9 protein-coding genes are annotated in these 14,422 nt (G+C 61.1%); 2 read left to right on the top strand and 7 right to left on the bottom strand.

Annotated elements, in window-relative coordinates:
• Nucleotides 1-15 precede the first annotated feature (15 nt).
• Nucleotides 16-1,080 (bottom strand): PDZ domain-containing protein, encoded by a 1,065-nt coding sequence (locus tag EL217_RS03215; RefSeq protein ID WP_034653501.1) that lies wholly within the window; start codon nt 1,078-1,080, stop codon nt 16-18.
• 93 nt (nt 1,081-1,173) lie between these two features.
• On the opposite strand from EL217_RS03215, the gene EL217_RS03210 reads away from it, so the two are divergent.
• Nucleotides 1,174-2,631, top strand: coding sequence for a zinc-dependent metalloprotease (locus EL217_RS03210; protein ID WP_035108331.1), 1,458 nt, complete (start codon nt 1,174-1,176; stop codon nt 2,629-2,631).
• A gap of 6 nt (nt 2,632-2,637) precedes the next feature.
• Here EL217_RS03210 and EL217_RS03205 read toward each other — a convergent pair whose 3' ends face one another.
• Complete coding sequence (locus EL217_RS03205) at nt 2,638-3,159, bottom strand: M48 family metallopeptidase (RefSeq protein WP_126318547.1); 522 nt, start codon at nt 3,157-3,159, stop codon at nt 2,638-2,640.
• Nucleotides 3,160-3,279: 120 nt separating this feature from the next.
• On the opposite strand from EL217_RS03205, the gene EL217_RS03200 reads away from it, so the two are divergent.
• Nucleotides 3,280-4,146, top strand: coding sequence for a hypothetical protein (locus EL217_RS03200; protein ID WP_232018384.1), 867 nt, complete (start codon nt 3,280-3,282; stop codon nt 4,144-4,146).
• On the opposite strand, the gene EL217_RS03195 is transcribed toward EL217_RS03200, so the two are convergent.
• From EL217_RS03195 to EL217_RS03175, 5 genes are all read right to left on the bottom strand, one after another.
• Nucleotides 4,124-6,178, bottom strand: coding sequence for an ATP-dependent DNA helicase UvrD2 (locus EL217_RS03195; RefSeq protein ID WP_005281820.1), 2,055 nt, complete (start codon nt 6,176-6,178; stop codon nt 4,124-4,126). The two genes, EL217_RS03200 and EL217_RS03195, sit on opposite strands and share 23 nt — an antisense overlap.
• Nucleotides 6,171-6,902, bottom strand: coding sequence for an NAD(+) diphosphatase (locus tag EL217_RS03190; RefSeq protein WP_126318545.1), 732 nt, complete (start codon nt 6,900-6,902; stop codon nt 6,171-6,173). The genes EL217_RS03195 and EL217_RS03190 overlap by 8 nt, the downstream gene beginning before the upstream one ends.
• The gene (locus tag EL217_RS03185; RefSeq protein ID WP_005277555.1) at nt 6,903-8,021 is read right to left on the bottom strand and encodes a potassium channel family protein; all 1,119 of its coding nucleotides are present in this window, start codon (nt 8,019-8,021) and stop codon (nt 6,903-6,905) included.
• A gap of 99 nt (nt 8,022-8,120) precedes the next feature.
• A complete protein-coding gene (locus EL217_RS03180; RefSeq protein ID WP_126318543.1) occupies nt 8,121-11,300 on the bottom strand; it encodes an ATP-dependent helicase in 3,180 nt (1,059 codons plus the stop codon).
• The gene (locus EL217_RS03175) at nt 11,293-14,400 is read right to left on the bottom strand and encodes an ATP-dependent helicase (RefSeq protein WP_172596738.1); all 3,108 of its coding nucleotides are present in this window, start codon (nt 14,398-14,400) and stop codon (nt 11,293-11,295) included. Before EL217_RS03175 ends, EL217_RS03180 begins: the two co-directional genes overlap by 8 nt.
• Nucleotides 14,401-14,422: the final 22 nt, after the last annotated feature.

The raw sequence follows: 14,422 nt of genomic DNA, 5'->3' as shown, positions 1-14,422 counted from the left end.
CCTTATGAGTTTTTATTAGGTGCATTCCTTGACGTCTTTGCCCGCCGCAAAGTCCTTCATGGCCGCCACGGCATCGTCGAGGTTTTCTACCTGCGCAATGGTCATATCGCCGTGGTCGCTGCCGGCCGCCGCTGAACAGTTGTCCTTAGGCGCCAAGAAGAGCTCGGCGCCTGCCTCGTGCGCGGCGGCGATTTTATGCTCGATGCCACCAATTGGCCCAACCTTGCTATCGGCCTGAATGGTACCGGTGCCGGCCACGAAGGTACCGCCGGTTAAGTCTTCATCGCTGAGCTTATCGATGACCGCCAGGGTAAACATCATTCCCGCTGATGGCCCGCCGATATCCTGCAGGTTGTAGTTCACCGAAATATCGTCCTTGGGCTGCGATAGCATGGCGATTCCCAGCAACGCCTTGCCCTTATCGTGCGGGTTTTCGCCCAATTCAATCTCTTCGCTGAGCTCTTTGTCCCCGCGGGTGACGCTGATTTTTACCTTATCGCCGGGGCTTTTGTCCTTGATCATGTCTTGGACCTCGCTTGGCTCGGTGACCTCGGTGCCATCGACGGCGGTGATGACATCGTCCTTTTTAAGGTGCTCCGAAGCGGCGCCGTCCTCGATGACCTCGGCCACGGTGATTTTGACCGGCAGGTGCAAATAGTCCATCGCCGCGATGGTGGCCGCGGACTCCGATTGGGTAAAGGCCTGCTTATTGGATTCTTGGACCTCTTCATCGGTCATGTTTTGCGGAATGACGGTATCGATGGGCACCAGGGTGTCATCGGTAAGCGTCCAGCGCCCCAACGCCTGCGCCAAGGTCATATTGGTGCGCACGGATACGGTGGTCATATTCAGGTGCCCACTGGGCTTATAGGTCTTTGGCGCCTGCACATCAACGACTTGGGTGCCATCAACCTCGCCCAGCGTATCCACGGTGGGGCCAGGGCCTTCGGCGGCATAAGGAACGGTCAGCGAGACATCGGTGCCCGGGATATGGTCAAGCGATACCAACGCACCGGTAAGCACAACGGGGATAGCACCCCAGGCGATGGTGCGGACGCGACGGCTAGCAGGAGAATTCACGAAGCAATAGCCTACAACCTTTGGCGTACTGTTCGCTGTCAGCGTTGCTGTGATCATGGAAACTTTCCGCACGGTGCCGGTAGATTGGAGCGCATGAGCAACGGATTCGGTTTTTCTTTCCCAAATAACGATGACGACGATAATGACGGCCGTCGTGACCAGAACCCGTTCGGCGCATTCGGCGGCGGTAATGGTGGCGGCCTCGGAGACATGCTGAACCAGTTCGGTCAGATGCTATCCGGCATGGGCTCGTCCATGAACTCGCCCCAGAACTCCGGGCCGGTCAATTACGATATGGCCAAGCGCATCGCCCTGCAGCAGATCCCCAAGTCAAAAGACATCAGCGCGGAAGATTCCAAGGCAGTAGAAGAATCGGTGCGCCTGGCGGAGCTCTGGCTTGACGATGCCTCTATTCTCCCCACCGCTTCCGGTACCACGCAGGCATGGGATTCCAAGCAGTGGCTGGAAGAAACCATGCCCGCCTGGGAACGCATGGTCACCCCCGTGGCCCAGCACATGAATGATGCCCAGCTGGAATCCATGCCGGAAGAGGCTCGCGAAATGATGGGCCCGATGACCAAGATGATGGGCCAGATGTCCAGCATGAATTTCGGCATGCAGCTAGGCCACGCCCTAGGCGATCTCGCCAGCCAGGCACTGACCGGCTCCGATTTTGGCCTGCCCATCGCCCCGGCCAATACGGTGGCGCTTTTGCCGCATACCATTCAGAAGGTCGCGCGCGAGCTCAACGTTCCGGGCCAAGAGGTACTGGTTTATATCGCCGCGCGCGAGGCCGCCCGCCAGCGCCTGTTTAAGCACGTGCCGTGGCTGGTAGAGCGCATCGTCTCCTCCGTGGAGGAATACGCCATCGGCTTGGTCATTGATACCTCCCACATTGAAGAGCTCGCCCGCGAGCTGAACCTGGAATCCGGCGACCCGCAGGCCATCCAGGAAGCCATGAGCAAACTGCAGGGAATGGATCTCTCTCCGCGGGTTACCTCCAAGAACACCGCCGCCGCCTCCAGGCTGGAAACCCTGCTGGCCTTGGTCGAGGGCTGGGCCGAGCACGTCGTAAGCGAGGCCTTGGGCGAGCGCATCCCCTCCACCTCCAAGCTCACTGAGGCCTGGGCACACCGCCGCAGCACCGGCGGGTCTGCCGAGCGGGCCTTTAGCAAGGTCGTGGGCATCGAGCTCAACGCCCCCAAGGTCACCGAGGCCGCCGAGCTGTGGCGCCGCGCCACCGTGGCCGTAGGTGCCGAAAAGCGCGATAAGGCCTGGGACCACCCAGACTTCCTGCCCACCGCAGAGCACCTCGATAACCCGGCCGCCTTCATCGATTCCCTCTTGGATGATGAGCCGGATGAGGGCTTCGAGGAAGAATTTGCCAAGCTCGAAGAGATGCTCAAAAACGGCGAGGGCTCCGGCGAGGACTCCGAAAGCAAGTCCGAAGAGGACAAGGATTCTGCAGAAGACAAGGACGCGCAGAGCAGCGACGACGCGGACGACGGCGACAACAGCTCCGAAAAGGACAACGGCGGCGAGGATAAGTAGCTCGCGCTAACCGCCCCAGCGCTGGTAGGCCTCAAGGTAGCCCTTGGCCCGCTCGGCGTGGGGTGCCCTATCGGCCCACTGCCAGAATTCGCGCCCATGACGCGGGATGAAGGTATGGGTCAACTCATGGATGATGACCGAATCCAACACATAATCCGGCACCTGCTGTAAGCGGTTGCTCAGCCGGATATCCGCGGTGGAGGTAGTACAACTACCCCACCGCGCATTTTGATTGCTCACCCACCGGATGGACCCAATCCATGCACGCCCGTCCAGGTACTGTGCGTTGAGCTGTTCGGCGCGCTGGAGGAGCGCCGCATCGGTCTTCGCCGCACCACCGGTTTTCTTTTCTAAGCGCGCGAGCATATCCTGTACCGCCTCGTTTTCCTCGCGGGCGGACATCCAGGCCGGAATGCGCACTTCTAATACCCCGGCCACCATGCGCGCCTGCACGGACTTTCGCCGCCGCGCAGAGCGGATAACCTTGACCTCAGGGTGGGTACGTCCTGGTGGTTGCGTGCTCGACATGACAGGCCATTGTACCTGTGGTGCAATGGACGCACATGCGGCACATATGCCGTATTCGGGGTGATAAAAGGGGAATCGAGGGGAAAACCAGTGACTGCCTCACAAGGCACGGCTCAACGTGTGACATTAGCTCCAGGGTGTGGCGTATTTTGCCGCGAGGATTCCGTGGTGCAATTTGGGATGGACGCCACCCGGGTGGCGGTGGCGGATACGGGCAATGCGCAAGGTGTGGCCCGCGCTTTTGCCACGGCCCATCAGCCGGTCGATTCCGGGGAATTGGCGGCGCGGTTGGAAGCGGCCGGCTTGGATAGCGCCGCCGCCAGCAGCCTCATCGATGATGCTCTGGACTATGGCATCCTCTGGCCCCAGCCACCACATCCCGAGCAGCATGAAACCATCATCATGCTGGGTGAATCCCCGCTTGCTCTGGAGTTGCGCGCCCGCTTGGCAGCAGATGGATATACGGTGCGCATCCCCCTTGATGAGGACAATATCTTTTCCTATATCCACGACCTCGATGGGCTTTTTACGGTGCTTGCCATCGACCAGCTCCACTGCCCCATCGATTGCGCCAATGCGCTTGCCGGCACCCCGACAACCTGGCTGCCCATTTCCTTACAAGATAACCGCGGCATCATCGGGCCCCTGCGTGTGGAAGGGCAAGGCCCCTGCCCGCTGTGCATTCACTTATTCCGCGTGGATGCGGATCCGCAGTGGAGCACCATTGCCTCCCAGCTCACCAGCGTGCGCAGGCAGCCAGAAAAGCTGGTCATCGATGCGGTAGCGGCCCAAGCACAGGTGGTGATCCGCCGCCTAAGCAAACGCCCCCTCCCGCCAGGCGCGCCAACCTCATTTCCGCGCCCAGGCCAACAATGGGAGGTAGACGTCTACGGCCGCCACCAGCAGCGCACGGCCATCGCCCATCCGCGGTGCCCGGTGTGCTTCGGCGGCAAGGTCAACCTGGCTACAACCGCACAGAGCGAATGACCTCTAGGATTTGCTCGCCGTAGCGCTCCAGCTTATTGGGCCCTATTCCGGAAATGGACAGCAACTCCGCCTCATCTACCGGCAGCTCTTCTGAGATGGCCTGCAGCGTGGCATCGGTAAAGATAACGTATGCCGGAACCTTTTCTTCCCGGGCAACCTGCGCGCGCCACGAACGCAGGGCGGAAAACACCTCGTCATCGCCATTGCCCTCACAGTCTTCATGCCGGCCAATGACTTTTTCCGCTGGGGTCTCTAGAACACCGCTGCATACGCGGCAGCGCTTCGGGCGACGGGAGCGCCCACTTCCCGCAGCCGATTCCACGCCTGGCGCGATGCCGTCGAGGAACCGAGTGCGCTCCCGGGAGGCCCTGGAACCGGCGGTCTTCGCCAATGCCCACGACAGGGCTAGGTGCTCGCGGGCGCGGGTAATGCCTACATAAAACAGGCGGCGCTCTTCCTCGATCTGCTCGTTACCCGCCTTAATGGCGTGGTTGATGGGCATGAGCTTTTCGCTCAGTCCGACGAGGAAGACGGCGTCCCACTCCAAGCCCTTTGCCGCGTGCACCGTAGCGAGAGTAACGCCCTCCATGGCGGGGGCTTGCTTATCGGTAGAGCGGCGGCGCAGCTCACCCAGCACCCCGTTGAGATCGATGCCCGGGGTGGATTCCACGATCTTCTCAATCAATCCCACCAGCGCGTTCAGCGATTGCCAGCGCTCGCGGGCCTGCGCGCCCTGCGGTTCGGTGGCGCTGAGCCCAAGCTCGACGAAGGCGGCCCGCGCAATCGCCACGGGGTCCTCCGGCAAATCATCGCGGCGCGTGGCGGCAATGAGCACGCGAATGGCCTCCAGAATCTCCGGGCGGCGGAAGAAACCTTCACCGCCGCGGACTTGGTAGACCACTCCGGCATCGGCAAGCGCCTGCTCAAACTGCTCCGACTGGGCGTTAATGCGGTACAAGATGGCAATCTCTGAGGCCGGCACGCCCTGGTTGAGCAGGGTCAGCACCTGCCCGGCCACCTCTTGCGCCTCATTTTCCTCAGACTCGTAGGCCTTAAACGTCGGCTCCGGCCCAGGCTCGCGCATGCCCTGCAGCTCCAAGCGGGTGCCCGCCGCGCGCCCCGTCGCCTTGCCGATGACCCGATTAGCCAGGTCCGTGACCTGCGGCGTGGAACGATAGTCGCGCTGCAGCTTGACGATGGTCCCGTCCGGATAGCTGCGCGAAAAATTCAACAGGTACTCCGGCGAGGCGCCATTGAAGGAATAGATGGTCTGGTTGGCATCGCCCACCACGGTGAGATCATCGCGATCACCCAGCCAAGCATTCAGCACGCGCTGCTGCAGGGGCGTGACGTCCTGGTACTCGTCAACGACGAAGGTGCGGTACTGCTCGCGGAAGGTCTCTGCAATGGCCGGGACGTTTTCGATGGCGCCAGCGATGTGCATGAGCAGATCATCGAAGTCCAGATGCATCATATCCGGGGTAGCCTTGGCCTTCTCGTAGCGCCGGAAGGCCTCGGCCACCTTGGCGGCATCGGCCGGGGCGGTGCGATCCGTTTCCGCGATGACGCTCTCATAGTCCTCCGCACTGACCAGCGCGGATTTCGCCCATTCGATTTCTGCCAGCACGTCGCGAATCATGTCTTTGGAATTATCCAGCCCCACCGAGCGCACCGCGCGGGCTACCAGCGGGAATTTATTATCCAAAAGCGTCCACGGCAGATCGCCTGCGACCTGTGGCCAGAAATACTTCAGCTGGCGCCGCGCGGCCGCGTGGAAGGTTTGGGCCTGCACACCAGCCACGCCCATCATGCGCAGGCGATCCCGCATTTCTCCTGCCGCACGCGCGGTAAAGGTCACGGCCAAAACGCGCTGGGGGTTTACGAATCCTTGATCCACCATATTGGCGATGCGATAGGTAATGGTGCGCGTCTTACCGGTGCCCGCGCCCGCCAAAATGCACACCGGCCCGCGCGGGGCGGTGGCCGCGCGGCGTTGATCCTCATCCAGCAGGGACAAATCCGGCTTATTCACCGTGATACCACTCCATAATCATCGTGTGTGCGATAGAACCCGCGGTGGCCAACGGGAGCTTAGGCAGCTCGGCGCGGGTCACCCAACGAATTTCTTCCAGTTCCCCATCAGTATGGCAGGTGGGCTGGACATCCGATGTCTCTGCGTGAAAGCCCAGCATAAGCGAGCCACTCGGCGGCCACGGCTGGGATCCCCAGTAGCGAAGATTCTCAATGCGCCGCCCAGTTTCCTCCATGGTTTCGCGGGCAAAGGCGGCCTCAATGGTCTCTCCCGGTTCCACGTATCCGGCGATCAAGGAAAAGAAGCTATTGCGCCCGCGATTGCGCGCCAGCAAAATCTGCTCCTCGCCCTTGAGTTCAATGAGCCCGATAACCGCCGGGTCTAGGCGCGGAAACACCATGCGGCGCGAATCCTGCGGATCGCGGCCAATAATACCCGGCGTGGGATAGTCCAACGGGTGGCCCGTGCGCGGATCGAAGCGTTGCTCCAGCCGGTTGCGAATCAAGGCAATGGCCTGCATGACGAGGGAATCATCGGCGAAAAAGGTCGCAGGTTGCAACTGCCCCATCCGCCGCGCAATTGCTTCCGGGCAGGCAAAAACGTGCAGCGTGCCGATGTCCACCATCTCCGGTGTCCCCACGCCTTCCGGCAATTCCTCCACCAACGCGGCGTCCCCACTGGCGGTGGCAGGCACTAGTCCCGTATGCGTTACGGGCAAATACAATTAATCCTCCTCGTCCTCATCTTGCACTTCCACGGGTTGTTCCAAGTCATGCTTGATATACAGCAGGCGGTCGCCCGGTTTCAGTGCGGAGGCATCAGCGGTATCAACGCGGTGAAGTTCGTTATTGCGCAGCACCGCGAGCACGATATCCGCCAGGTGGCGCGGGTTGGAACCAACCTCGAACTCGCGCACGGCGCGCTCTGATACGGAAAAGCCCTCGTTAGGAGAAAGCAGGTCCTCCATCATTTCCACCACGGTGGGGGTCACGGTGGCAAGCCCCAGCAGACGGCCGGCGGTCTCTGCAGACGTCACCACGGAATCTGCACCGGATTGGAGCAAGAGATGGCGGTTTTCGGACTCGCGCACCGAGGCCACAATCTTGGCCTTGGGGGCAAGCTCGCGCACGGATAGGCAGCACAGCACCGCGGTATCGTCCGAGGACGGGGTGACCACAATGGAGTTTGCGTGCTCCACCCCGGCGATCTTAAGCACGTCCTGCTTGGTGCCCGAGCCAAAGATGGTGACCAGCCCATGGTGTTCCGCATGAGCCAGCGAGGCGCGGTTATTATCGATGACCACAATCTGGGAGGTGGGCACGTCATCTGCCAAGAGCGCGGCGACTGCCCCAGCGCCCTTCGTTCCATAGCCGATAACGACGGTGTGGTTACGCAATTGCTTTCTCCAGTTCTGGATTTCAAAGGTGCGGCGGGCCTTGTCCGTGAGCACGGATAGCGTCGCACCAACCAACAGCACAAGGAAGACGAGGCGGGCTGGGGTAATAAGTACGAGGTTGATAAACCGCGATTGCTCCGTAACCGGAACGATATCGCCATACCCCACGGTGGTCAGCGTGACGGCGGCATAGTAGGAGGAATCCAAAAGCGACATGTCCTCGCTATAGCCCTCACCGTCTAAGTACACCACGATGGTGACAAAGATGAGGATGCCAAATGCCCACAGCGCGCGTTTGGCCAACTGGCGCCACGGGCTGGCGTTTTGATCCTTGGGCACAGTGATGACATCAAGGAGCGCGTGATCAGGTTGCGAGGACAACTCGACCTGCGGCAAAAAGCGCTGTTTAATACGCCCTTTGAGCACCTTCGCATGTTTTTTGGCCACTGGCCCAGCCTTCTTTTCTGGATCGAATTTTCATTTCGCCGGTTATACGGGGACGCAACTATCCATTCATCGTCCGCGTTCCGTTCCCATACCTTAGCCCTAATGGCCTGCTACTGACGATTCAAGCAGGCTACGTAGCTCCTCGCCTTGGGCTAAAGTATCTGGTTCAAAAGTATAACCATCGTGAACGTAATGGAAAGCCGCGCGGATTTTATCGCCGCCGTGGATGCGCCGCCAGGCTTCGGCATAGACCGCCAACTGGATCTTCGCCGCTTCCATGGCCGCGCCCTTGGGAGGACGGCCAGTCTTCCAGTCCACCACCATCCAGGTGTCATCTGCCAAGCGGAAGACGGCATCCATTCGCCCGCGCACCACCGCGCTGCCGATGGTAATTTCAAACGGCGCCTCCACAAAGTCCGGCTGGCGCTGCGCCCACTCGGAATTCAGGAAAGATTCCTTAAGCTCTTCCAGATCGAAATCCTCCGGCTCATCGATGCCCGGCAATTCCTCTTCCCCTAGCAGCGCGGGGCTGCCAAAGCGCTCTTCCAGCCACGCGTGGAAGGCGGTGCCTCGCTTGGCATAGGAATTGGGCTTAAACGGCACGGGGCGGCGTTGCCGGCGCGCAAACTGTAGCGGATCGCTGCCCAGGGCCACCATGTCAGAAGCGGTAAGTTCACTGGGAAGTTCCACATCCACAACCGGTTGCTGCAAGGACTTGTATTCCTCAATGAGCGCGCCCGCATCCTGTTCCCACAACTCGAAGGTCTCGCCGTGGCTTAACTCAGGAAGGTCCTCCATCGCGGCTAGGACCGCATCCGCGCCGGCTAGGGAATCCGGATCTGCTTCAAGGGCCGGGAAGAGCCCACTTTCTGCCGCATGAGCCGAGGTTTCCACCGGCTCTTCGGGCACCGTCCATTCCCCTACGTACTGGGGGAAGGTTTCTTTTAGCCTTTCGAGGTACTCGTACGGGCCCTTCTTAGCCTTGCCCGTCCGGTTATTCGTGCCGGAGCCGGTAACGGTCAACGTGGACTCGGTTCTGGTGAGGGCCACATAAAACAGGCGAGCCGCTTCCTCCGCGTTATGCGCGCGGTCATCATCCAAGAATGCCTTGCAGGCTTTTTCGAATTCTGAGCGGGTAACCGCATCCGGTGAGACCTCGATGTAGTCATTGTCACCGGGCACCTTTTCGATCTTGGACAAAAAGGTCTCTGCTTGGGCCTTATAGCTCGAAGAGTCAGCGTGCACGACATAGACGTGTTCCCACTCCAGGCCCTTGGCCTTATGCACGGTCATGATTTGTACGCGATCCGTTGAGGCGGGCACCTCCCCGAGCTCAAGGCCATCTTCATGCTCGCGTGCGAGCTCCAAATAATCTAGGAGCGCATACAGGGAATCCCCGTGGAATCCGGCGACGATATCGGCGAATTTATCTAGGTGGGTGGCTCCCCCGGCGCTGCCGCGGGCAAGGACCTCGGTACGGATATTGAAGATGGCCTCGATGTCCGCAAAGAGATCGCTTAAAGGCTTGGATAGCGAGTAGGTGCGCAGGTAGCGCAGCTTGGCAGATACCTCTTCCATGCGCGCCAAGCCCTGCGGGGTATAGCGGTCGCGCTCGCCGAGGTCCGCCAGGGCATCGGCAAGCCCCACCGTTTGATCTGGGCCCTCAGCCGTAAGCTGCGCTAATTGGGCGCGCAGATACTCCTCAGGATCCATACCCTCTTCCCACTGCAGGCGCTCTTGTTTTGCCCCCGCCAGGTTCTTTTGGCGCGCGGCAAGGGCTTGAATATCGCCCATTCCCAGCCCGCAAATGGGCCCGGCGAAAATGCGGAGGGCCGCTTGCGCGTCTTCCGGCCGCACCAGCATGGTCGCCAGCGCTACGAGGTCCTGGATTTCCGGTTGCCACAGCAGTCCACCCAGGCCATTGATTTCATTGGGGACATCGACGGCATCCAAGGCTGCTGCAATGGCCGCGGTTTGCCGGTTGGTACGCACCAGCACCGCTGCGCGAAAGCCATCGCCCTCGCGCGCATCCCACTGCTGTTTTAATTTCTGCGCAATAAACTCGTGTTCCTCATCTTCGCTGGCGAAATAGCCCAGCTCAATCTCGCCTTCGCCCTTGTGCGGGGCCGCGTGCAGCTCATCGACGGGCCGCGGGCCGCCCCCAAAGACCCCGGCCGCCACCGAGTTGGCCAGCTCCAAGGCACCCGACGGGTTGCGCCACGAGGTAGTCAGCTGATCCTTGGGAGCAGGCGTGCCATCGGCTTGCGGGAAATCCTCCACAAACGCGGTGAGGTTTTCTGAGGTAGCCCCGCGCCAGCCGTAAATGGCCTGCATGGGATCGCCCACCGCGGTCACGGAAATGTCCTTGTGTTCCCCACCAAAGAGGCTGCGCAGGAGTACGCGCTGGGCATAAGACGTATCTTGATATTCATCCAGCATGACCACGCGGTAGCGCTGCGCCTGTTGCTTGCCCACCGCCGGGTGCTCTTGCGCAAGGCGCGCTGCCACAGACATCTGCTCGCCAAAAGTGATGACCTGCTGCTCTGCCTGCGTGCGCTTGAGTTCCTCGATCAAAGGCACGTACTGCACGCGTAGATCCTGGACATTGATGTACTTCTGCAGGTCCTTGGAATACTCGCCCTTCGTCCTCGGGGCCTTTTCCAGGTTGTCTATATCGGCGCGAAAATCCCGTGCGAATTCGGCGATATCATCCGGATCCTTCAAGGAATTGTCCATATCGGAGGTGATCTTGAGCAGGACTTCCGTAATGGAACCCAAGGTCTTTTCATCCGATAATTTGCCGCCGTAGTTTTTCACCACGTCGTAGGCAATGGCGAAGCGCTCTGCTTCCGTGATGATGCGCGCCGAGGGCTCTACTGGGACCAGGAGGCCGTATTCGCGCACGAGCTCGCCGGCATAAGAATCATAGGTGGCCACGGTAGGTGCGATATTGTTAAGCGCCTCCGCAGCGGGGCTGCCGGGGACGATGAGCCCGGAATCGCGCAGCTGAATGAGCTGGCGGCGAATGCGCTGTTCTAGCTGCTGCGCCGCCTTGCGCGTAAAGGTCAGCCCCAGCACTTCCTCTGGGCGCACGTAGCCATTGGCTACCAAATAGACCACGCGGGAGGCCATGGTTTCCGTCTTACCGGCACCGGCCCCAGCCACCACGAGCTTGGGGCCAAAAGGACCCTCGATGACGTGGGCTTGTTCCTCAGTGGGTGGGTAGTCCTTGCCCAGTGCTTTCGCTATTTGTTCCGGGGAAAAATCCTGCTTAGGCATGGATGGTCATCTTTCCTTCCTCCTGCACTGGGCAGATGGTACGAATGGGGCACTTATCGCAATCTTTATTGGTGCGGGCGGTAAGCTGCGGGCCGCGCAACTCCGCTGCCAGTGATGGCAAAAGTGCGGAGAATTCTTCCAGGGCCTCTGCGGTAAGCTGGCTTTGTGTGCGGGTGGTAATTTTGCTGGAATCTTTTCCGGGATAGACAAGAACTCCGCCTGCGCGCGGCATCCCTTCGCCATCGCGCACGCGCTGCCCGTCGAAGCTGCCCCGGGACAAGGCCAATTGGTAGGTCATTAGCTGACGGTTTTCTTCTGCCTCTGCCTGCGTCGCTGCAGATTTGCCGGTCTTGAGGTCCACGACCAGGTAATTTCCATCCCCGTCCTTCATCAAGCGGTCCATGAATCCACCTACCCGAATATCCGGGGCGACCTCGACGTAGACGGGTACTTCCACCCCGGCGAGTTCATTTTTAACCTCGGATTGCTGTGCCCATTGCTGCGTGCGCTCCAGCAGGCGGGAGAATTCTTCCAACTTGCTCTGTAGCTGCCACTGCGGAACATCCAGGATGAGCTCATAGGCTTCCATGACGAGCAGGCGGGCCTTTTCCGCATCCATGCCGCGGCCGATGGCCTCCAAGAAGGCGTGTGCCATGGTGCCGCGCAAGAGGTGCTCGGCGCCGCTGGGATCTTCGGCCAAGTTTCCCACAATCGCCTTGAGCGGGCAGTTGAGCAGGGCTTCGACCCGGGATGGCGATAGGCTCTTGCTACCGCGCAGCTGCGTATGCGATGCCACAGAGCGCGCGGAGAACCATTGGTCTGGGTGGGCGCCTGGGATTCCCGCCTGCGCTAAGCGCGCCAACTGCCGGGCTGCTTGGCGCCGCTCCGCCTCGCCGGATTCTGGGTTCGTGACCACGCGGCGCAATTGCGCCACAAAGGAAGGAACGGAAAGCACCGCCACGTCGAGGGGATCGACCTCGAGCCCATCGCGCAGGGACACCGGTGCCGGCTCGGGAACATCCAAGCCCAGCTCGCGGGGAAATTGGGTGGCGCGCAAGGCGCGGCTGGCTTCCCGGCGCGCCATAGTCCCGGGCACATCGACCCCGCGCCCGGTAAATTCCGCGATGAAGCGGGAAGGCTCTGCAAAGGCATCCTCATTGGAGTTTTCCACCGCGGCGATGAGTAACCGGCTCCGGTGGCGCGTGGTGGCGACGTGGAAGAGCCGGCGCTCTTCTGCCAGACGGGAGGCAATGTGGCTAACAGGGGTATCAGGCTCAATATCGCGGTCCAGAAGATCGATGAGATCTTCTTGGCCAAAAATGGATCCGGTCTCCCCCAGCGAGGGCCACGCGCCTTCTTGGGCTCCGGCGACGATGACGGTATCCCATTCGCGGCCAACGGCACCGTGGGCAGTGATGATCTCTACGGCCTGCGGGATGGCGGTGCGGCGGTCGCGGACGCCGGTGGGCAGTTCTTGTTCGGTGATGTGGGTTAAAAAGGACTGCAGCGAGGAGCCGGGACGGCGCTCGGAGTAATCACCGGCGGCGTCAAAGAGCGCCATCATGGCATCGAGGTCGCGGTCCGCCTGCGAGCCGGTGGCGCCGCCGCGCAAGGCGGATGTCTGCAGGCGCATATCCAACTCAGTGGCGCTCCATACCTCCCACAGGATTTCTTCCACAGAGGCTTGGGCTTGTATAGCCTGCCGCCCCGCGGCGAGTACCGCGCGCACGCGCTCCAGGATAGAAAACTCGCGTTCCGTGAGCTGTCCGTTGAAGTCCGGCAGCTCGCCGTGCAAGAGCTCTCGCAGGCTATCCATGCCGCGCGTATCGGGCGCCCACCGGCGCAGGCCGCGAATCAGGCGGCGCAGTGTGACGGGATCCGCCCCGCCCACGGGCCCAGTAAGCAATTCCTCGAGCTCCGCATTGCTGAGGTCTTCTTCCAAGGCGCGCAGGGCAAGGAGCATGGCGGATACTAGGCGCTGCTCAGCCAAAATGACGTCGGTTGGGCTGATATGCACGGGCACCCCGGCGGCCAGCAAGGTGCGGCGCATCTGGCCAATATCCGCCGTTGAGCGCACAATGACGGCGATATCGCGCCACTGCACGCCATCGTCCAAATGGCGGCGGCGCACGGTATCGGCCACCACATCGCGCAGGCGGCCCTCAGAATCCACGATGGAAACGCAGGCCGGGGATCCGCTGCGGTGCGGCTGCGAAAGCTCGACGGAGTTCTCCGCGGGAAATTCCTCGAGGAACTGCGAATTCGCACCGCGGAAGGCAAAGACGGATTGGTCCGCATCGCCGCCGATGACCAGCAATTGTGCATCGGAGGCCAAGCGAGAGATGAGCTTGCCCGCGGTGGGATCTAATAGCTGGGCATCATCGACCACGATGGTGTGCCACGGGTGCGAACTCGTAAGTTCTGGGCGCAGCAAGACTTGGTTGACTAACTCGGCCGCGGAATAGGAATGCGCCCCGGATAGGGCTTGGACGCGTTCATATTCGCGCAGGAACGTACCGGCAGCACTCCACATACCGCGGCCGTACTTAGCTCCGAGGCTCTCTAAATCCGCGGGGCTAAGTCCTCGTTCAATGGAGCGCAAAAGAAAATCGCGCAGTTGGCGGGCAAAGCCTACGTACTCAAGGGCGGGGCGGACTTCCTCTGGCCAGTCGCCGTGGCCGGATTCAGCGTGGCCTTCGAGCAATTCCCGGATAACGGCATCTTGTTCCGCGCCGGTAATAAGGCGCAATTCCTCGTCGCTTGCACTGCGCAGAAGGGCAAAGGCCAAGGAGTGGATGGAGCGGACCATGGAGGATTGTGCCGCATAATCTTCGAGGCGTTCCGAAAGCTCGCGGCGCAGGCGGGCGCCGGATTCCTTGGAGGCGGCGACAACGAGGATGCCGGAGGGATCTGCCCCCGTCTCCTGGGCGCGGTCGAGGGCATGAATGACGGTATCGATAAGAAAACTGGATACGCCGGTTCCAGCGGTGCCGGTTACCTTCCAGGTACCGGTTTCCGGCAGCTCAACAGGCCAGGAACGAGCGTATGCGGACGGGGTGCGGGCGATGAGTCGTACCTCGGGCGACGGCGGTAAGACCACTCCCGCGCGGGCGGTGGAATGG

Source organism: Corynebacterium segmentosum (assembly GCF_900637825.1).
GTDB lineage: Bacteria > Actinomycetota > Actinomycetes > Mycobacteriales > Mycobacteriaceae > Corynebacterium > Corynebacterium accolens.
Note: the sequence above shows the minus strand (reverse complement) of the source record. Positions and strands in the feature narration are given on the sequence as shown.